This window comes from Stenotrophomonas sp. STEN035 (assembly GCF_056759935.1).
Map to the genome: position 1 here is coordinate 1 of NZ_JBRRDY010000005.1, position 18,531 is coordinate 18,531.

Sequence of the window (18,531 nt, forward strand, 5' to 3'; positions counted from 1 at the left end):
GTGCCGAGCCAAGCTCGGCAGGGGGCGTTACCGGGAAAGCCTCTGCCGAGCATGGCTCGGCACTACCAGGGCGTTGCTGGCCAGCAATGTAGGAGCGGCGTAAGCCGCGAAGCCGATACGTCGTCAGATTGCAGTTTCCGCTCGCCTCGGAGCATTGCCAGCTTCGCGGCTGACGCCGCTCCTACAACTGAACTACAGATCTTCCTCGATCGGCACGTCCAGCTCCGGGATCCACTCCAGCAATCGATTCAGCCGCTGCTGCGGATCGTTTTCCTGCAACAACTGCAGCCGCTGGGTTTCCTGCAACGGCAACAGCTCGGCCAAGCGCCAGCCCACCCACGCCGCCTGATCCAATTGCGCCGGGCCGGCAGCTGCGTACTCGCCGCCAATCTGCTCGATGATGTGCTCCAGCAAGGTGCCCAGCAATCCGTGCTCGGGCTGCAGCTCGTCGTCGCTGTCGCGCTCACACCATTCGACATCGGCCATCACCAGGCCGTTGTCGCGCACATGCGTCGCCACAACATGGAAGCGCCGCGCACCACGCAGGCGCAGTACCAGCACGCCATCCGGGCCAACATCGAAGTCCTCGACCACCGCTTCCACGCCCCATGCAGCAGGGATTGCCGGCGCACCAACCTCCTCGCCTTCGAGGATCAAGCAGACACCAAACGTGCTGCCGGTACGCCCACATTCGCGTACCAGGTCCAGATAGCGCGGCTCAAATACGCGCAGGTTCAACATCGCACCGGGCAGCAACACCGCGTGCAGGGGAAACAGGGCAAGACTGAGCAATTGCATGATCCAGGTGATGACAGGTGTTCGGCAGACAAGCCGGATGGTACTCCACCACACCGCGACGACAATTCATCGCGTGCGAACGTCATCAATGCAGTACCGGGTTGCATGCAACCCGGTCGGAAAAACAGCTGGATCAGCCGCCTTGCAGCTGCGCCAGGAAACGCCGCGGCGCGCCGTCGAAACCACCGTTGGACATGAACACCACGTGGTCGCCAGCGCGCGCGACATCGCCGAGCTTGGTCAGCAATGCATCGGTATCGCTGACCGCCTGCGCATCGCCACGCACCGCATCGATCACCCTGGCCGCATCCCACGGCAGCTCCGGACGCGCCAGGAACACTACCGCGTCGGCGGTATCCAGCGACGGCGCCAATGCATCCGAATGTGCACCCAAGCGCATCGAATTGCTGCGCGGCTCCATCGCCACCACGATGCGTGCCTCGCCGACCCTGGCACGCAGCCCTTCCAGCGTGGTGTGGATGGCGGTCGGGTGATGGGCGAAATCATCGTAGATGGTGATGTCCTGCGCCTGACCGATCACTTCCATGCGCCGCTTGACGCTGTGGAAACCTGCCAAGGCCGGCGCGACAGTGGCGACATCAACGCCCACCGCATGCGCTGCGGCCAAGGCAGCCAGGCCATTGAGCACGTTGTGTCGGCCCAGCAGCGACCATTCCACGGTCGCTACTTCAGCACCGCGGTGCAGTACCGCAAAGGCGCTGCCGTCCTGGTTGATCAGGCGTGCACTCCATTCCAGCGACGGATCAAAACCGAAGCGCTCCACCGGCGTCCAGCAGCCCATCGCCAGCACTTCGGCCAGGTACTTGTCCTCGCCATTGACGATCAGGCGACCACGGCCCGGCACGGTACGCACCAGATGATGGAACTGGCGCTGGATCGCGGCCACATCCGGGAAGATGTCGGCGTGATCGAATTCCAGATTATTGAGGATGGCGACCAGCGGTCGGTAATGAACGAATTTGCTGCGCTTGTCGAAGAACGCGGTGTCGTATTCGTCAGCTTCCACCACAAAAAGTGGTCGACTTGAAACTGATCGATCCGAAAGGATCGACGCGTCCTCCCCTTCCCCCACCGGGGGGACAAAGGGCCTGCCCCCGCGAAGGCGGGGGTGCCCCGCAGGGGCGGATGGGGGTAAGGCCTTATCTTCAACCCCGATGACCGACCGCCCCAACCGCGCCGACACCCCGAAATCCTCTGCAACACCGCCAATCAGGAAACCCGGCTCGCGTCCGGCCGCCTGCAGCAGGAACGACAGAATCGTGGTCGTAGTGGTCTTGCCATGGGTACCGGCTACGGCCAGCGTATCGCGGCCCGGCAGTACCTGTTCGGACAGCCACTGCGCACCCGAGGTGTAACGACGGCCCGAATCCAGCACCGCCTCCACCGCCGGGTTGCCGCGCGAAAGTGCGTTGCCCACCACCACTTCGTCGCAATCAGGGCTGATATTGCCGGGCAGATAGCCCTGCGACAGGCTGATCCCCAAGGTTTCCAGTTGGGTGGACATGGGCGGATATACCGCCTGATCGCTACCTTCGACCTGATGACCGAGTTCGCGGGCCAGGGCGGCCACGCCGCCCATGAAAGTACCGGCAATGCCGAGAATATGGATCTTGCTCATCCCTAGATTGTCGCCGATGCGCTGGATTTGGGGTATCCAAGCCCAACCCTGGCTGTATCCCCAATCTCCTGTAGGGGATTCCCCGATACCGTCACGCGACATTCACAATGAAAATACGTGACGCCAGCCTCAGTATCCCTCAGGTCCTACTCCCCAAGAGGCCATCCCCAGGGAGCTCATGCTGATGGGGCCGTGAGCACGCCCTTAGCTGGCTTTTTACAAACGAAACGCCCGGATCCAGCTCATGGACCCGGGCGTTTCTGTATGCGTGGCCGCCGCAGCGAACACGCAGATGGGCGCGGCAGTTACCCGCCGGCGCCCTGCATCATCAGCGCTTGATCGCCGCCAGGATGCGGGTCAGCACTTCGTCCAGCGCGCCAACGCCATCGACGCGCGCCAGGGTGCCCTTGGCGGCGTAGAAGTCGATCACCGGTGCGGTGGAATCGTTGTAGACCTGCAGACGCTGACGCACCGATTCCGGATTGTCATCGGCGCGACCCTGCTCCTGGGCGCGGCCAGCGATGCGCTCGACCAGCAGTTCGGTCGGCACGTCCAGCTGCACGATGGCATCCAGCGGCTGGTTCAGCTTGGCCAGCAGTTCACCCAGCGCGTTGGCCTGGGCCACGTTGCGCGGGTAGCCGTCGAGGATGAAGCCCTTGGCGGTATCGGCCTGCGACAGGCGCGATTCCAGCATGCCCAGCAGGATATCGTCGGACACCAGGTTGCCGGCATCCATCACCGCCTTGGCCTGCTTGCCCAGCTCGGTGCCGGCGGCCACTTCGGCGCGCAGCAGGTCACCGGTGGAAATGTGCGGAACCTGCAGTTGTTCCTTCAGGCTCGTCGCCTGTGTGCCCTTGCCCGAACCGGGCGGTCCCAACAGAACCAATCGCATTCCTGACTCCCATATGTTTTGAGGAAACGGGACGGACAGCGGCGTTAGACTCATGGGCCGATTCACGCTGCACCGCAATATGTGCAGCTTACCGCATCCGGCCAATGTCCCGGAATGTCCCCCGCTCTGGAGAGTATTGCCCATGTCCAAAGGCACCTTGCTGTATGCCCAGTCCGGCGGCGTCACCGCCGTCATCAACGCCACCGCTTCGGCCGTCATCACTGAAGCAAGAGCCAGGAAAATCAAGGTGTTGGCTGCGCGCAATGGCATCCTTGGCGCGCTGCGCGAGGAGCTGATCGACACCTCGAAGGAGTCGGCAGCCAACATCGCCGCGCTGGCCCACACCCCCGGCGGCGCGTTCGGCTCATGCCGCTACAAGCTCAAGTCGCTGGACGCGGACCGCGCCAAGTACGAGCGCTTGCTGGAGGTTTTGAAGGCGCATGACGTGCGTTGGTTCCTCTACAACGGCGGCAATGACTCGGCCGACACCGCGCTGAAAGTCTCGCAGCTGGCCAAGGAATACGGCTACCCGCTGACCTGCGTGGGCGTACCCAAGACCATCGACAACGATCTGGCGGTCACCGACACCTGCCCGGGCTTCGGCTCGGCGGCCAAGTACACCGCGATCTCGGTGCGCGAGGCGGCGCTGGACGTGGCAGCGATGGCTGAGACCTCGACCCGCGTCTTCATCTACGAAGCAATGGGCCGCCACGCCGGTTGGCTGGCTGCAGCTGCGGGCCTGGCTGGCGAGAACCCCGACGACGCACCGCAGATCATCCTCTTGCCGGAGCGTGCCTATGACGAGCCGGTGTTTCTGGCCAAGGTCAAGCAGGTCGTTGAGAAGGTCGGCTTCTGCGTTGTGGTCGCCAGCGAAGGCATCCATACCGCCGACGGTCAGTTCGTCGCCGACGCCGGCGGGGTCAAGGATTCCTTCGGCCATACCCAGCTCGGCGGCGTCGCTTCGTACCTGGCCGGCAAGGTCAAGGCCGAACTCGGCTACAAGGTGCACTGGACCCTGCCCGATTACCTGCAGCGCTCGGCCCGCCACATTGCCTCCAAGACCGATTGGGAACAGGCGCAGGCAGTGGGCAAGGCTGCAGTGCAGTTCGCGCTGAAGGGACAGAACTCGGTGATGCCGGTGATCGTGCGCAGCTCGGACGTGCCGTATCGCTGGAAGATCGAAGCCGCGCCGCTGTCCAAGGTCGCCAACCACGAAAAAAAGATGCCGGCGAGCTTCATCCGCAAGGATGGTTTCGGCATCACCGAGAAGGCGCGCCGCTATCTGCAGCCGTTGATTCGTGGCGAAGCGCCGCTGCCGTATGGTCGCGATGGCCTGCCGAAATACGTGAGCCTGAAGAACGTCGCCGTGGCGAAGAAGCTGGCAGATTGGGAAGGCTGATGTCGCGCCTTCGCCGGTGCTGTCTGCGGCCTCCGCGTCGCTTCACCGCTGGTTCCAGGGCGATGCAGTGCATCGCCTTGCTGCTGTGCATGGCGTCCGCACAACTGGCCGGCGCCTACACACCGCAGGATGGCGATATCGTGTTCCACACCTCCACCTCCGGCCAAAGTGCAGCAGTACAGGCCGCCACCGGCTCGCGTTACAGCCATATGGGTGTCGTCCTGCTGCGTGGCGGTCAAGCCCACGTATTGGAAGCGGTGCAGCCAGTGCGGTATACGCCCTTGCGGGCTTGGCTGGATCGCGGTGCGCAGCGTCACTATGTGATCAAACGCCCATCAAGGCCGCTGACACCTGCAAACAAGGCCCGGATGCACACCGCCGCCACACGCTATGTGGGCCGCCCCTACGACCTGGCCTTCGAATGGTCTGACCAACGCATCTATTGCTCTGAACTGGTGTGGAAGCTGTACCGCGACGCCGCTGGCATCGAGCTGGCGCCACTGGCGCGCCTGGACAGCTTCAACCTGCAGGCGCCGGTGGTCCGCAGCAAACTGCGCGAACGTTACGGCAACCACGTCCCGTTGGCCGAGCCGGTGATTTCGCCTGCGGCCATCTTCGCCTCACCCTTGCTGGTGACGGTTGACCAGCGCTGACGGAACTACTGCGTGGTGGAAAGCCATGCTCGGCAGGCGCTCCTCATGTAGTGCCGAGCCATGCTCGGCGGAGGCTTTCCCGGTAACGCCCAGCCGAGCATGGCTCGGCTCTACCGAAGCGCCTTCCTGGCAATGCCCCGGTCGAGCGTGGCTCGTCGCCATAGCTGGGACTGATCACCGGTATTACTTCAGGCAGGTGTGGCGCTCCGATCGGCAGCGCATTCTCAGCTCAAGCTCTCCACACCGGCGGTGCACCATGTTCCGCAAGATACTGATCGGGATGCTTGGCTTTTTCATCGTCTGCGTATTGGCCGCGGCAGGCTACCGAGTTGGTCAGCAACTGGCACAGCAGGACAGGACCGCTGCCGCTGGCTGATGCACTCCGGCTTCGGCCCTTCGCAGCCACCGCCCATGACGCTGCTCAGGGAAAGCCGCCTGACACATTTCAAATGTGCTCCGCTGCGGCTACGATCAGCCATTCAGGCGGGGGCCAATCAACATGTCGTCAGTCATTTTCCGCTACGCCACGATGGCGCTGGTCCTGTACGCCATATGCGGCAGCGCAGCCGCCCAGCAACAAGTCTCACCGCCGGCGCCGGCAGCGGTGCAGTCCCCCCTCGCAGAGGTGACCGAAGCTGTTCCCGCAATTCCGTCGGGTACTCCTGTTTTCATTGAAATCGCCGAACCACTCGCGTCCTCCACACACAAGCGCGGTGACATTTTCGCCATCACCCTGGCCGAACCACTGTTGCTCGACGGCGTTGAGCGACTGCCCCGCGGAACCCGTGGGACTGGCGAAATCGTGCACGCAGCTGCCGCACGCGGTGGTGGTGCTCCCGGGGAACTCTTGATTGCTGCACGCACGCTGGAAACGGCACAAGGCGCGCTGTTGCTACGTGGCTTCAAACTTGGCGCAACCGGTGATGACAACAGCGGCATGGCGATCGGCGTATCAATCGCTGCGGGCCCGTTCGCCATGTTCATCAGGGGCAGGGAGATCGTGATTCCCGCCGGTACGCGCGGCGTCGCCAAAACCAAGGCTGCGCCAGCACCCGCTGCAAGCGCAGTGTCCACAGCCGACATCGAAGTCCGGGCCCAGCCAGGCGCCGCAAGCGCGGTCGATCCGGTTGCCGCATCCCCGGACAACATCACTGCAACTGCAGTACCCGCCATTACATCCCAGCCGGAAACCCCGGTCCAACCCAAGGAGTAGTTCGATGCGTCTACGTTCGTGTGCAGTGGTCCTTTCTGCCAGTCTGCTCACCCCGTTCGGAGTGTTCGCGCAACAAGTGCAGGCACCGCCGGCTACCGATGCCGCTGCCACCGCGCAGGAAGCGCCTCCGGCCGGCGCACCGTCAGCCACCGCCCCTGAAGAAGCTGAAGCCGCCGACACCTCGACCACGCCAACGCAGGCTACTGATGCTGCCGTCGCCGACAGCCCTGTTCCAGGAGAGACCGCTGCCCACGGTGGGCTGATTGCCCCCGCCCCCGCCGACAAAGCCCAGATCGTCTTCTTCCGTCCGTCAAAGTTCACCGGCGGCGCGATCGGCTTCAAGGTACGGGAAGGCGAACAGGAGCTGGGCAAGCTGCGCAGCGGCAACTATTTCGTCCATCTAGCCGAGCCGGGCACCCATCAGTACACCGTCCACTCAGAAGCCAAGGACGTATTGACTATGGAAGTGGAAGAAGGCGAAACCTACTTCGTGCAGGGAACCATCACCATGGGCGTACTCGCTGGCCGTCCCAACCTGTCACCTTCCGATGGAGCTACCTTCAACGGTATGGCTGACAAGCTGAAGCTGCGCGAATAAGCAGCGCAACGGGAGAGCAGCCTTGATCCTGCCGCACTCAGCGGCAGGGTCTGCCTTCCATCTGCAGGCGCGCCGAATACGCCGGCAATGCCGCCAACCGCCCGGCCGCGGCCTGCGCCTTGGCGTCACCCAGATAGACCCGGTTCTGGCCCTGCCCGTCCAGCGCGACCTGCTGCCCGGCCGGCTTGCGCCACACTTCGATCACCGCCTGTTGCGTGCTGCACGATGCCGAGGGAATACGCGCCACTTCATTGAGCTTCCAGCCAGCCGCTTCGCTGGGATTGACCTTGCTGGCATCCAGGAACACCGCACGCGGCTGGCACTGCGGGCTGGTGCGCACCAACTGCATGTCATACGGCTGCGCCGCCGTGCCGGTGAAGTGGCCTTCGATGCGGGTACAGGCTTCTGGGATCTGCCGCACGGTATGCACCGCGCCAGTGGCCTGCGCGCTGGCTGCCGGACGTTCGATCTCGGGCTTGGCGTTGGCCGCCAACAACGGCAGCGGCGACAAGGCCGTCACGGCAAGGACTAGCAGGGCTTTCATCGGCAGCGATTCCACATGGACAGATACGCGACGTTGCCAGCATCCGACTGAACCCAACAGCAAGAAGGGGGCGGCTGGCGGTCGAGACAGCTGGCAGTCATACTCAGGCCGCCTCAGAGTGTTTGAACACAGCGACACGTACCACAGCCGCACGCGGCCCGGGTCTGTTCCAGTGCTTCGATCTACCCGGCGTGTCCCCGCTTCATCCACAGCTGGATGGCATCCACCAACGCTGGAGGGGTCATGCTCGAACAGTACGGTCTTGTGCTTTCGCTTGTCTGCGCTGCTGTCGCCATCGTCTACGGCATCATCTCGGCCCAATGGGTCCTACGCCAACCTGCCGGCAATGCCCGCATGCAGGAAATCGCCGCCGCCATCCAGGAAGGCGCGCGGGCCTACCTCAACCGCCAATACCTGACCATCGCCATCGTCGGTGTGGTGTTGTTCGTGCTGGTCGGTGTCTTCCTCAGCTGGTACACGGCGATCGGTTTTGCGGTCGGCGCGGTATTGTCCGGTGCTGCCGGCTATATCGGCATGAACGTATCGGTTCGCGCCAACGTGCGCACCGCCGAAGCCGCGCGCAACGGCATGAGCGCGGCGATGGATGTCGCGTTCCGTGGTGGCGCTATCACCGGCATGCTGGTGGTCGGTCTGGGCCTGCTTGGCGTGGCGGGTTATTACCTGATTCTGCAACGCATGGGCCTGCCCCAGGCCGACAACCTGCATGCGCTGGTCGGCTTGGCATTTGGCAGCTCGCTGATCTCGATCTTCGCGCGCTTGGGCGGCGGCATCTTCACCAAGGGTGCGGACGTCGGCGCAGACCTGGTCGGAAAGGTCGAAGCCGGCATTCCCGAGGACGACCCGCGTAATCCGGCGGTGATCGCCGACAACGTCGGTGACAACGTTGGCGACTGCGCCGGCATGGCCGCTGACCTGTTCGAGACCTATGCGGTGACGGTGATCGCCACCATGCTGCTTGGCGGCATGATGATGGCCGAAGTCGGTCGCAATGCGGTGCTGTATCCGCTGGTGCTTGGCGGGGTATCGATCATCGCTTCGATCATTGGCGCGTTCTTCGTCAAGGTGAAAGCCGGCGGCTCGATCATGGGCGCGCTGTACAAGGGGGTGATCGTCTCCGGCGTGCTGGCCGCCATCGCCTTCTGGCCGGTGACCACGCAACTGATGGCCGACTCCAGCCATGGCGCCACCAATCTGTACATCTGCGCCTTGATCGGGCTGGTGCTGACGGGCCTGATCGTCTGGATCACCGAGTACTACACCGGCACCCAGTACAAGCCGGTGCAGCACGTGGCGCAGGCATCGACCACCGGCCACGGCACCAACATCATCGCCGGCCTCGGCGTGTCTATGAAATCCACCGCGTTGCCGGTGATCGCAGTCTGCGTGGCGATCTGGTCGGCCTTCCATTTTGGCGGCCTGTACGGCATTGCCATCGCTGCAACCGCAATGCTGTCGATGGCCGGTATGATCGTCGCGCTGGATGCTTACGGCCCGATCACCGACAACGCTGGCGGTATTGCCGAGATGGCTGACCTGCCGCCGGAAATCCGCAACATCACCGATCCGTTGGATGCGGTGGGCAATACCACCAAGGCGGTGACCAAGGGTTATGCGATTGGTTCAGCGGCATTGGCGGCACTGGTGCTGTTTGCCGACTACACCCATAACCTGCAGATGGCGCATCCGGGCGAAACATTCGCCTTCGACCTGTCCGATCACACGGTAATCATCGGTCTGCTGATCGGCGGTTTGATCCCCTATCTGTTCGGCGCGATGGCGATGGAGGCGGTGGGCCGCGCGGCCGGCGCGGTGGTGGAAGAAGTCCGCCGTCAGTTCCGCGAAATCCCCGGCATCATGCAGGGCACCGCCAAACCGCAGTACCACAAGGCGGTGGACATGCTCACTCGCTCGGCGATCAAGGAAATGATCCTGCCTTCATTGCTGCCCGTCGCAGTGCCGGTGGTGGTTGGCCTGCTGCTTGGGCCGAAGGCATTGGGTGGTTTGTTGATCGGCACCATCGTCACCGGCTTGTTCGTGGCGATCTCGATGACTACCGGTGGTGGTGCCTGGGACAATGCCAAGAAGTACATCGAAGATGGTCACTTCGGCGGCAAGGGCAGTGAAGCGCACAAGGCCGCTGTGACTGGCGATACGGTTGGCGATCCCTACAAGGACACGGCCGGACCGGCGATCAACCCATTGATCAAGATCATCAATATCGTCGCGCTGCTGTTGGTGCCGTTGTTGTAGTCGAAGCCGACTGCGAAAAGCTGCCCTCACCCCACCCCCTCTCCCGCATGCGGGAGAGGGGCTCCTGTATCCAGCAACTGGAGATTCGGAAGGTACACAAAGCGTCTCGGCAAGCAGCGGCACTTGTAGGAGCGGCGTAAGCCGCGAAGCTGACATAGCATCAGCCCGCCGTAGAGCACAACACCATTCAACCCGAACGCTTCACCGCATACACCCGACCATCATTACCCCCACCGCAATAGAACAGCTCGCCACCATCCGCTTCCAGCCCACTCACACTGATGCCTTCCGGCATCTGCAGGCGCTCAAGCACCGCGCCGGTATCGGCTTGCAGGCGACGGATGTCACTCTGCCCTGCCTCGCCTGTCGCGTGCCAGAGTTCCCCATCCACCCAGGTCACGCCGGTGACGAAACGGTCGGATTCAATCGTGCGCAGGATCTTGCCGTCGGCTGGATCAATCTGGTGAATCTTCCGCTGCCGGTACTGCCCCACCCACAGGCTGCCTTCCGCCCACGCCATGCCCGAATCCATTCCATTGCCCGGTGCCGGGATCGATGCCAGCACCTCGCCACTTTGCGGATCGATCTTGTCGATACGCGCTTCGGCGATCTGCCAGAGATAGGTTCCATCGAACGCAGTACCGGCGTCACAAGGCACGGCCAAGCTCCGCACCGTTCCGCCATCGCTCGGATCGAAGGCCACCAGCGCCGCACCCGTGGCGGCCCAGACGTTTTTTCCATCGAAGCTGACGCCATTGATGGTGTCCGAGCCGGCAAACGGGCCGTACTTGCGTACCACCTCGGCAGGGCGGACCTTGGCCGCCGCAACCTCAGGATTCAGGGTTTGGGTATTCATCGCTGCGATCTCCTGGCATGTCCGCGATTGGCTGCCTGCCAGCGACACTAGTCAATCGGCAGCGCAGCAGGGAGTAACAAGATCGTCGTGAATCCGCTCAACGGCACCGCGCGCCAGCGCTGCGCTCGTCCGCGTCCAATCGCGTACACGCGCCCTGCCACCTCCAGCTCCAGCAGCGCCCGCTGCGCGTTGCGCTGGCTCTGACCCAAGGCCAAACCCAATGCCGAGGTCGACCAGGCCGCGCCATCGGCAAGCAACGCGAGCAGTGCGCCTTGTTCGCCTTCGATGGGCGGGAGCAATACCTTCACCGAGGTCGCCGAACAAGGGGACAGACGGAAGCCAGCAGCTGTCGCTTCAATCTGCGCCTGCGCCGCGATGAGCCCGCGCAGGCGACCTATTTCCACACGCAGCCGGGCACGCAGCGTCTCGTCGTAGTGATGCATGGAAAATGCGCGGCTGATCAGCACATCGCGGTCAACCTCGCCCGGCCAGGCTTCGGCCAGCGCACGGGCAGGCGCGAACAGCACCGGACGCCTTGCCAGCGATTGCCAGCCTGCACCAGACCTGATGCCGCGCTGGCACCCGTCAACGATCAGTGCGTCGGAATCCAACAGCTGCTGCACCTGATCGATACGCAGCAACTGATCCGCACCTGCACCAAGACAACGCGCAGCCGGCTGGTCCAACTTGATGCGGGCTGCGTCCACTTCTGCCTGCAGCGCCCCGACACCTGCTTGCGCCGCAGCCATCCGCGCACGTTCCAACAGAGCGCGTGCCTGCGCAATCTGCATCCTGCGCATTGCCAAGGTCGCAGCGGTCAGATCAGCCATGGCGCTCAGCGCGGGTGGCAGCTGCCTTCCCTCCAACCTGGCCAGCACATGCGCTGCTTCATCCAGCTTGCCCAGCAGCAACAATCGCCGCGCCAGGATCAACCAGGCCTGCAGTGCGTTGGCCGCATCACCCTGCGCATCAAGCACGGCCGCGATGGATGACAGCGGTTCGGAGCTGCCGCCAAGTTCCCGCAGCGCCAATGCTACTTCGGCTTCGGCCAGACCGCAGCGTGCGCGTGCGAGGACTTCGTGTGTGCCGAAGCCACGTTGCGCACGTCGTAGCAGCTCGCGTGCACGGGTCAGGTCGCCTAACTGGGCCATCGCGATTCCGCGTAGCGCCAGTGCGGGAGGATCGTCACGCAATGCGACGTGCTTGAGCGCGGTGAGTACATCACCGGTGGCCAGGGCGCGTGCGGAAGCTGCGATCAGGGAGTCCATGGGGGCAGGCTAACTGCGGGCGGCCGTAGATGCACTTTTCCAGGACGGGGCTGTTTGCGACATGCGCGACGCAGCACTTCTTGCTCGTGGGATTGAGTGCCTGCCTACGGGATGACGGTCAAAGTCACGCCGCAGGAGAACGGCGGAAAGCGCCCTCACCCCTACCCCTCTCCCGCGGCGCGGGAGAGGGGACAGCCCTCGTCGATAGGTCGCCTGAGGGGCTGCCGCTTACCTACGGTTGATGAAGAACTCCACCGGCACCATCACCTCCACCGGGTCGCCAGCGACGTCCGCTGGCGGTACCGGCACCGGTGTTGCGCGTGCCACTGTCTCCAGCGTGGCCTCGTCCAGGCTGTCGTGACCGCTGCTGCGGCCGATCCTGGCATTGCTGACCTTGCCCTGCCTGTCCACGCTGAAGCGCACATAGGCCACGCCTTGCTGGCGCAGACGCTCGGCCAGGCGTGGATAGCGACGGTACTTTTCCAGATGCCCCAGCAGCTGCCCTTGCCAGCTGACCGAGGCCTGCGCCTGCTGCCCGGCCGTGGTCTGGCGGGCGGCATAGCGCTCGCTGGGCTCGGCGCTGACATCTGGCGGCGCCAGGGTCTGGTCCACGGTATGGGCGTCGGAGGCAGGCACGTGTTCGCGCGGCTGCGGCGGCACGTAGGCGTCCATAACCTCGGGCTCCTGCGGCGGTGGCTCGCGCTCCAAGCGCGGCGCCGGGATCGGCTCGCTGCGTTGCTGCTCCTGCTGCGGCGGGCCCTGCGGGATCTCGGTTGGCGCGGCTGGTGGAGCCTCGGGCGTCTCGGCCAGATCGACCATTACCGCTTCCAGCGGTTGCTGGTCGGCCAGCACGGGCGGCGTGCGCAGACTCCACCACAACGCCGCGCCTATGACCACGGCGTGCAGCAGCAGCGCCAGCGCGAAACTTCCGCCCCAACGCAGGCGGGAGGATGCAGTAGCGGCGGTCACGGCGACTGCTCTACCCCGACCAGCGCCACTTTCAGGTAGCCGGCACGACGCAGCAGGTTCATGGCTTCCATCAGATCGCCATAGCTGACCGAACGGTCGGCGCGCAGGAAAATGCGCTGCGAATGATCACCCTGCGTGCGCCGCTCCAGTTCCGCCGCCAGCGCATCAGCCGACACTGCAGTCTCACCAACGCGCAGTGATAGATCGGCCTGCACGGTGAGGAACAGCGGCTCGGCATCGCGTGGCTGTGGCTTGGCGCTGCTGGCCGGCAGTTCCACCGGCACATCGACGGTTGCCAGCGGCGCGGCCACCATGAAGATGATCAGCAGCACCAGCATCACATCGATGAAAGGGGTGACATTGATCTCGTGCGCTTCGTCCAGCGCTTCGTCGTCGGACTCACGGGAAGTACGGATAGCCATTGCCAGGCCTCAGCGCGGGTCGCGTGGCAGCGCGCGACCGCAATCCAGATCGCGCGAGACGATCTGCTGCACGCTGGCGGAGATGTCACCACCCAGTGCGCGCAGGCTCAGCAGGCGGCGACTGAAGTGGTTGTAGATCACCACTGCGGGGATTGCCGCGACCAGGCCCATCGCGGTGGCCAGCAAAGCTTCGGCGATGCCCGGTGCGACCACGGCCAGATTGGTGGTGTTGGACGCAGCGATGCCGACAAAGCTGTTCATGATGCCCCACACGGTGCCGAACAGACCGACGAACGGTGCCACTGCACCGATGCTTGCCAGCAGACCGACACCGCTGCGCAGGCGCCGGCTGTTACCCAGTTCAATGCGCTCAAGCCGCGAGCCAAGCCGTTCCTTGACGCCATCATGCCCCTGCGCATCAACCGACAACGCCAGCTCGGTACGCGCCGCACCCAGCATGCCGCGTGCAAGATCCGATTGCTGCAGCAACGGCTGCGCATCGGCACCATCTAGGCTACCGCTGACCTCCAGCACCTCGCGTGCGGCCTGCAGCTCACGGCCGATACGGCCCAACTCCAGTGTCTTGGCGATCAATACCGTCCAGGTGGCCAGCGATGCCAATGCCAGGCAGATCATCACCGCCTGCACGACCCAGTCGGCGGACTGGTACATGGCCCAGGGTGTGAGTGCCTGTGTGGCGGCGTGCGAGGAAATGTCAGCGTGCATGGAAAGATTCCGGATCGTCGTGGGAGAAAGTCGCACTGGCGATCTGGCTGGTGCGTTGAACGTTGTACGAACAGATGTCGCATCGGGCTGATGCAGGTGGAAGCGCGGCGACGGCGACGGACTGCATCATGGCTGCTCGCCACCATCGGCCGGCTCACGCGGGCTGGGCCGCGACAGCACATAAGCGGCGCTGGCCAGGAAAAATATCGCCACAGGCACAGCCAGCTTCCAGGTCGGATGCGCTCCGATGAAGAACAGCACATAGCCCAGCGCCATGCCGCCAGCGGCAAAGCACTTGCCCTTGCGACTCACCGCGCCCTGCTCGCGCCACTGCCGCAACGGCCGGCCGTAGCGCGGATGCTGCAGCAGCCACGCTTCAAAGCGTGGCGAGGATTTGGAGAAACACCACACCGCCAGGATCAGGAAGATGGTGGTCGGCATCACCGGCAGCAACGCGCCGATCACGCCCAGTGCCACCATCAACCATCCCATGCAGAACCACAGCCAGCGGATCACGTCGATGCCTTCATCGTGTCTGCTGGTGCGCCCACCTGCATCAGGCGAATTCCTGCTCGACGTAGCCACGCACCGTGCGGAATGCCGCATTGGCGCCTTCGATGGCCGCCGCTTCCTGCGCTTCGGTCATGCTGATGCCATCCAGCGACGCAGTGAACTCACGCCAGTGGCGGGCGGCGCCATCCGGATGTGCGGCCAGGTGGCTGGCACCAAACGCCGCGCCCAAGCCCAGCTTGCCAGCCAGCTTGAACAGGATGGTGCCACCGAGGTTGGAGCCTTCAGCCACGTACAGCCAACCCAGCGCCTGCGGCAGCTCGATGTCGTCGGGGATGACGGCGGCGCTGCCGGCGGGAACGTCCTGTTGCAGGTCACCCAGATCAGCAACGATCTGCTGCAGGCGCTGGCGCTGTTCCAGATCAGGCAACAGCGCGCGCAGCAGCGGCGTTGCATACAGCGCCTGGATGTCGCGGTGGAAACGGTATTGCACGCGCACGAACTTGGCGAAGCGCTCGCGGCTGGCAAAGATGTCCTCGGACATGATCCGCTTGTCCAGCGAATCGTGCGTGGTGCTGGTAGCCGCCTTCAGGCGCTGGCTACGGGTGGGAGCTGCAATGGTTTCGGTCGTGGTCATGGTCTGCAACAACGAAGCGGAGGGGAAACCGGCTGCATCTTCTGATGGACTGGCTGGTCGTCCTGATTGAGACGTCTGCCGGGGGCCTTCCCCCAAGTGGCCTGCATGGTGTGCTGCAACCGGCAATCCCGGCGCTGCCGCGCCGGGATCACCTGCTGCATCGATCACACCCTATCCATCAATAACGGAAGGTAAGCGCCATCCGCGCGGTACGGCCCGGTGCCGGCAGGATGCCCAGCGCCAGCGGGTCCAGGTAGTAACGGTCGGTGGCGTTGTCCAGGTTGACGTCCAGGTTCCACTGATCGTTGAACGACCAACTGGCGAACAGGTCGACGATGGTCGCCGGACGGTACAGCTGCTGGATCGCCGACAGGCCGACGTTCCATTCCTTGTCCAGCTTGCTGATCGGGCCGGCGTTGTGCACCACGCGGGTACCGAAGGTCAGCCGTTCGTCGAACAGGCGCGAACCCAGGGTCATGTTGACCGTGTAACGCGGCGGGTTCTGGGTATTGCTGTACGAACCCTCGAAGCCACCGTCCACGCAGTTCGGGGTGTTCTTCAGCTCCTCGATGTTGCGCTTGATGCCGTATTCACGACGCTCCGCGGCGATATCCGGCGCACAGGTCTTGGCCTTGAAGTAGTAATGCGCGGACAGGTCGGCGAACACCTTGCCGGCATCGTAGTTGGACTGGAACTCCATGCCCGACACCTTGAAGCGATCCACATTGCGGATCAGCCCAGCCGACAGCGTGCGGTAATCGCGGGTGATCAGGTCATCCACACGGGTATCGAAGTAGGCCAGCTTCAGTGCCAGCTGGTCGCCATTGGCGAACAGATCGCGCTTGATCGTACTGGCGCCGATTTCCCAGCTGCCGGAGCGCTCCGGCTTCAGTTCGCCGACTGGCTTGGCGGCGGTGAACAGGCCCAGCGTGGTCTCGAACAGACTCGGCAGCTTGGTGCCCTCGGCGTACTTCAGGTAAACCATGCTGTCTTCGTCGAAGCGGTAGGTGACGCTTGCAGTCGGCGAAAACGCGCTGTCACGGCGCTTGATCGGCTTGGACCAGGTCCAGCTCACCGGCACCATCAGATCCTCTGCGGCATCGGCGTCATAGAAGTTCCAGCCGCCGATGTCCGCCACCGTGCCCTTCTTGTACGGCGAGGCCAGCAGCGAGGCCTGGGTGAAGTTGCCATTGGCATCCGGGTACCAGTTCAACATCGCGATACGCTTGGCACGCCATGACGGCAGCTTCGGATCGCCGTTGAGCAGCTGGGTGTAGCGGTATTGACCATCCGCCTCGAACTTGTCTTCCTTCGCCAGTCGATTGCGATCGTGTACGTTGACGCGGTTCCAGCGGCCACCGGCCATGAACTCCCAGTGTTCATTGGGCTCCCACTTGATCGATGCGACCGCGCTGTATTCCTTGCGCTCGGCATTGCGCAGGAAGCGGTTGTTGACCAGATCGTCATGCATGATCGGCGAGTTCGGGCGGATGTCCTCGTCGCTGAGCGACAGGCCGTAGTCGAAGGTGAACAGACCCGCGCTGGTTTCCAGCAGCGAAGTATTGCTCACGTCCAGGCCGAAGCGCTGCTGCTTCAGCGGATTGGCGTAGGCATCCTTGTAGCCGGGGTTGCCGCTGAAGCTAGGCGCGTCATACCACTCGGTGCGACGGTCGAAGTACCACGGGGTGATGCCGGTCAGGCTGTTGTACATCAGGCTTTCTGCATCGGTGTACCAGGCGTTTGCACGCAGGTCGACCAAGGCGCTGTCCGGATTGAAGCGATAGCGCAGGCTGTAGCTGTCCATATCGACATGGCCCGGGTCCCACTGCGGCACACGGTCGCGGTCCACGCGGATGATCTGCGAAGCCATGATCTCGCCGGCAGTACCTTCATAGCGGCGGTAGCCCAATTCCAGCGTCTGCGCATCGTCGATGCGCCAGGTGCCCTTGAGCAGCGCCGACTCCGAACGCGAGGAGGTATTGAACACTTCGGTACGCGGCGGGTTCAGCGGTGCCAGCGTACGCCGGGTCTGCGGGAAGTCGTCATAGCCGTGCTTGCCGCCAAAGTAGTTGCCGGTATCGCGCCAGGCATAGGCGGCGACCAGGTCGAAACGCTCCCAACGCTGGGCCACCGCCACGTTGGCAAACTGGTTGCCGGTGGCGTTGCGGTCGGTGCGCGGTGCGGCGCTGTAGTCGGGCACGTTGTTGGCGCTGTTGTTGGCCAGGCCGGTGCGCACACGGATGCCGCTGTTGCGGCCTTCGCGCAGCACGTCATCCACCTTCAAAGTCTCCATCTCGACCACGCCACCGATGCCGCCGGAGGCGTTTGCCTTCAGGCTCGGCCCCTTGGTGATGGTGATGTTGGAGATCAGGTCCGGATCAAGGTAGGTGCGCTGCGACTGGCCAGCGTAGCCACGGTAGGTATCCATGGTGGACTGGCCACCATCGATGATCACCGGGATGCGGCTTTGGCCCTGGATGCCACGGATGTTCACGTCCAGGGCATTGCCCACGCGCGGGTCACCGGCGGTGACGCCAGCCACGCCCTTGATGATGTCGGCGGTGGAGGTGCCACGGAAGCGTTCGATGGTCTGCTGCGGGATGTAGGCGGTCGAACCGGTGGTGCGGTAGGTATCGAGCAGGCGCGCGGCATCGCTGCCGCTGCCTTCGCCACCACGCTGATCACCGGCCACGCTCAGGGTGCCAGTCACAACCAGGTCATCGGCATTGGCGCTTGCCGGCAGCTTTTCGAGCGTGACCGCACCATTGCCGCTGCGGCGGGCTGCGAGGCCGGTGCCGCGCAGCAGCTGCTGCAGCGCCGCTGCCGGTGCCAGCTGGCCGGAAACCGGTGCCGAGGTGGCACCGTCAGCCAGGGCTGCGGTATAGGCCACCTGTACGCCAGACTGACGCATGTACTGGCCCAGGGCTGCGGCAAGCGGCTGTGCGGGGATGTCGAACTGCGCGGAGGCGCTGGCCACGGTGGCCTGCGCCATTGCGGGAACGGCTGGCGTCATCACTGCCAGGCCGGCGGCCAGCATCGCGACGTGCAGACGGGACAGGCGCAGGCATGGGCCGGCGCGGAAAGAACTGGGCATTGAAAATCCTGTTGTCGAAGCCGCAATGAGGCGGCGGAGGTT

At 64.0% G+C, this 18,531-nt stretch carries 17 protein-coding genes; 5 read left to right on the forward strand and 12 right to left on the reverse strand.

Annotation, left to right across the window (positions count from 1 at the left end; translation table 11 throughout):
* Positions 1-192: 192 nt before the first annotated feature.
* The 3 genes from ACVOLL_RS03795 to ACVOLL_RS03805 form a co-directional block, all read right to left on the reverse strand.
* Complete coding sequence (locus ACVOLL_RS03795; protein WP_481511663.1) at positions 193-798, reverse strand: LON peptidase substrate-binding domain-containing protein; 606 nt, start codon at positions 796-798, stop codon at positions 193-195.
* 133 nt (positions 799-931) lie between these two features.
* Positions 932-2,437 carry a UDP-N-acetylmuramate:L-alanyl-gamma-D-glutamyl-meso-diaminopimelate ligase gene (gene mpl / locus ACVOLL_RS03800; RefSeq protein ID WP_481511664.1) on the reverse strand — a complete coding sequence of 502 codons (1,506 nt, stop codon included), beginning with the start codon at positions 2,435-2,437 and terminating at the stop codon, positions 932-934.
* A gap of 328 nt (positions 2,438-2,765) precedes the next feature.
* The gene (locus tag ACVOLL_RS03805) at positions 2,766-3,329 is read right to left on the reverse strand and encodes an adenylate kinase (RefSeq protein ID WP_481511665.1); all 564 of its coding nucleotides are present in this window, start codon (positions 3,327-3,329) and stop codon (positions 2,766-2,768) included.
* Between the two features lie 142 nt (positions 3,330-3,471).
* Here ACVOLL_RS03805 and ACVOLL_RS03810 point away from each other — a divergent pair, with 142 nt between their 5' ends.
* The 4 genes from ACVOLL_RS03810 (at position 3,472) to ACVOLL_RS03825 (ending at position 7,192) form a co-directional block, all read left to right on the forward strand.
* Entirely contained in the window at positions 3,472-4,728 is a 1,257-nt protein-coding gene (locus ACVOLL_RS03810; RefSeq protein WP_481511666.1) for a 6-phosphofructokinase, read from the forward strand.
* Positions 4,728-5,381 (forward strand): YiiX family permuted papain-like enzyme, encoded by a 654-nt coding sequence (locus tag ACVOLL_RS03815; protein WP_481511667.1) that lies wholly within the window; start codon positions 4,728-4,730, stop codon positions 5,379-5,381. Before ACVOLL_RS03810 ends, ACVOLL_RS03815 begins: the two co-directional genes overlap by 1 nt.
* A gap of 499 nt (positions 5,382-5,880) precedes the next feature.
* Positions 5,881-6,594, forward strand: coding sequence for a hypothetical protein (locus tag ACVOLL_RS03820; protein ID WP_481511668.1), 714 nt, complete (start codon positions 5,881-5,883; stop codon positions 6,592-6,594).
* Positions 6,595-6,598: 4 nt separating this feature from the next.
* Entirely contained in the window at positions 6,599-7,192 is a 594-nt protein-coding gene (locus tag ACVOLL_RS03825; protein WP_481511669.1) for a DUF2846 domain-containing protein, read from the forward strand.
* A 37-nt stretch (positions 7,193-7,229) separates the two neighbouring features.
* Here ACVOLL_RS03825 and ACVOLL_RS03830 read toward each other — a convergent pair whose 3' ends face one another.
* Entirely contained in the window at positions 7,230-7,736 is a 507-nt protein-coding gene (locus ACVOLL_RS03830) for a hypothetical protein (RefSeq protein WP_481511670.1), read from the reverse strand.
* A gap of 243 nt (positions 7,737-7,979) precedes the next feature.
* Here ACVOLL_RS03830 and ACVOLL_RS03835 point away from each other — a divergent pair, with 243 nt between their 5' ends.
* Complete coding sequence (locus ACVOLL_RS03835; protein WP_481511671.1) at positions 7,980-10,007, forward strand: sodium-translocating pyrophosphatase; 2,028 nt, start codon at positions 7,980-7,982, stop codon at positions 10,005-10,007.
* A 187-nt stretch (positions 10,008-10,194) separates the two neighbouring features.
* Here the strand turns inward: ACVOLL_RS03835 and ACVOLL_RS03840 are convergent, their stop codons facing one another.
* The 8 genes from ACVOLL_RS03840 to ACVOLL_RS03875 form a co-directional block, all read right to left on the reverse strand.
* Entirely contained in the window at positions 10,195-10,863 is a 669-nt protein-coding gene (locus ACVOLL_RS03840) for a glutaminyl-peptide cyclotransferase (RefSeq protein ID WP_481511672.1), read from the reverse strand.
* Between the two features lie 47 nt (positions 10,864-10,910).
* On the reverse strand, positions 10,911-12,131 hold the full coding sequence (locus ACVOLL_RS03845; protein WP_481511673.1) for a helix-turn-helix domain-containing protein: 1,221 nt from the start codon (positions 12,129-12,131) through the stop codon (positions 10,911-10,913).
* 228 nt (positions 12,132-12,359) lie between these two features.
* Positions 12,360-13,100, reverse strand: a complete 741-nt coding sequence (locus tag ACVOLL_RS03850; RefSeq protein ID WP_481511674.1) for an energy transducer TonB — start codon at positions 13,098-13,100, stop codon at positions 12,360-12,362.
* Positions 13,097-13,522: a TonB system transport protein ExbD gene (gene exbD / locus ACVOLL_RS03855; RefSeq protein WP_481511675.1), complete on the reverse strand. Its 426-nt coding sequence runs from the start codon at positions 13,520-13,522 to the stop codon at positions 13,097-13,099. The genes ACVOLL_RS03850 and exbD overlap by 4 nt, the downstream gene beginning before the upstream one ends.
* A gap of 9 nt (positions 13,523-13,531) precedes the next feature.
* Complete coding sequence (gene exbB, locus ACVOLL_RS03860; protein ID WP_481511676.1) at positions 13,532-14,248, reverse strand: tonB-system energizer ExbB; 717 nt, start codon at positions 14,246-14,248, stop codon at positions 13,532-13,534.
* A gap of 126 nt (positions 14,249-14,374) precedes the next feature.
* On the reverse strand, positions 14,375-14,764 hold the full coding sequence (locus tag ACVOLL_RS03865; protein WP_481511677.1) for a YbaN family protein: 390 nt from the start codon (positions 14,762-14,764) through the stop codon (positions 14,375-14,377).
* Between the two features lie 40 nt (positions 14,765-14,804).
* Positions 14,805-15,395 (reverse strand): biliverdin-producing heme oxygenase, encoded by a 591-nt coding sequence (locus ACVOLL_RS03870; protein WP_481511678.1) that lies wholly within the window; start codon positions 15,393-15,395, stop codon positions 14,805-14,807.
* Positions 15,396-15,573: 178 nt separating this feature from the next.
* The gene (locus ACVOLL_RS03875) at positions 15,574-18,489 is read right to left on the reverse strand and encodes a TonB-dependent receptor (protein WP_481511679.1); all 2,916 of its coding nucleotides are present in this window, start codon (positions 18,487-18,489) and stop codon (positions 15,574-15,576) included.
* Between the last annotated feature and the right edge of the window lie 42 nt (positions 18,490-18,531).

What these genes read in the sequence shown, in the direction of transcription:
- ACVOLL_RS03795 (WP_481511663.1), bottom strand. Translation starts at nt 798, where the DNA reads ATGCAATTGCTCAGTCTTGCCCTGTTTCCCCTGCACGCGGTGTTGCTG.
- mpl (WP_481511664.1), bottom strand. Translation starts at nt 2,437, where the DNA reads ATGAGCAAGATCCATATTCTCGGCATTGCCGGTACTTTCATGGGCGGC.
- ACVOLL_RS03805 (WP_481511665.1), bottom strand. Translation starts at nt 3,329, where the DNA reads ATGCGATTGGTTCTGTTGGGACCGCCCGGTTCGGGCAAGGGCACACAG.
- ACVOLL_RS03810 (WP_481511666.1), top strand. Translation starts at nt 3,472, where the DNA reads ATGTCCAAAGGCACCTTGCTGTATGCCCAGTCCGGCGGCGTCACCGCC.
- ACVOLL_RS03815 (WP_481511667.1), top strand. Translation starts at nt 4,728, where the DNA reads ATGTCGCGCCTTCGCCGGTGCTGTCTGCGGCCTCCGCGTCGCTTCACC.
- ACVOLL_RS03820 (WP_481511668.1), top strand. Translation starts at nt 5,881, where the DNA reads ATGTCGTCAGTCATTTTCCGCTACGCCACGATGGCGCTGGTCCTGTAC.
- ACVOLL_RS03825 (WP_481511669.1), top strand. Translation starts at nt 6,599, where the DNA reads ATGCGTCTACGTTCGTGTGCAGTGGTCCTTTCTGCCAGTCTGCTCACC.
- ACVOLL_RS03830 (WP_481511670.1), bottom strand. Translation starts at nt 7,736, where the DNA reads ATGAAAGCCCTGCTAGTCCTTGCCGTGACGGCCTTGTCGCCGCTGCCG.
- ACVOLL_RS03835 (WP_481511671.1), top strand. Translation starts at nt 7,980, where the DNA reads ATGCTCGAACAGTACGGTCTTGTGCTTTCGCTTGTCTGCGCTGCTGTC.
- ACVOLL_RS03840 (WP_481511672.1), bottom strand. Translation starts at nt 10,863, where the DNA reads ATGAATACCCAAACCCTGAATCCTGAGGTTGCGGCGGCCAAGGTCCGC.
- ACVOLL_RS03845 (WP_481511673.1), bottom strand. Translation starts at nt 12,131, where the DNA reads ATGGACTCCCTGATCGCAGCTTCCGCACGCGCCCTGGCCACCGGTGAT.
- exbD (WP_481511675.1), bottom strand. Translation starts at nt 13,522, where the DNA reads ATGGCTATCCGTACTTCCCGTGAGTCCGACGACGAAGCGCTGGACGAA.
- exbB (WP_481511676.1), bottom strand. Translation starts at nt 14,248, where the DNA reads ATGCACGCTGACATTTCCTCGCACGCCGCCACACAGGCACTCACACCC.
- ACVOLL_RS03870 (WP_481511678.1), bottom strand. Translation starts at nt 15,395, where the DNA reads ATGACCACGACCGAAACCATTGCAGCTCCCACCCGTAGCCAGCGCCTG.
- ACVOLL_RS03875 (WP_481511679.1), bottom strand. Translation starts at nt 18,489, where the DNA reads ATGCCCAGTTCTTTCCGCGCCGGCCCATGCCTGCGCCTGTCCCGTCTG.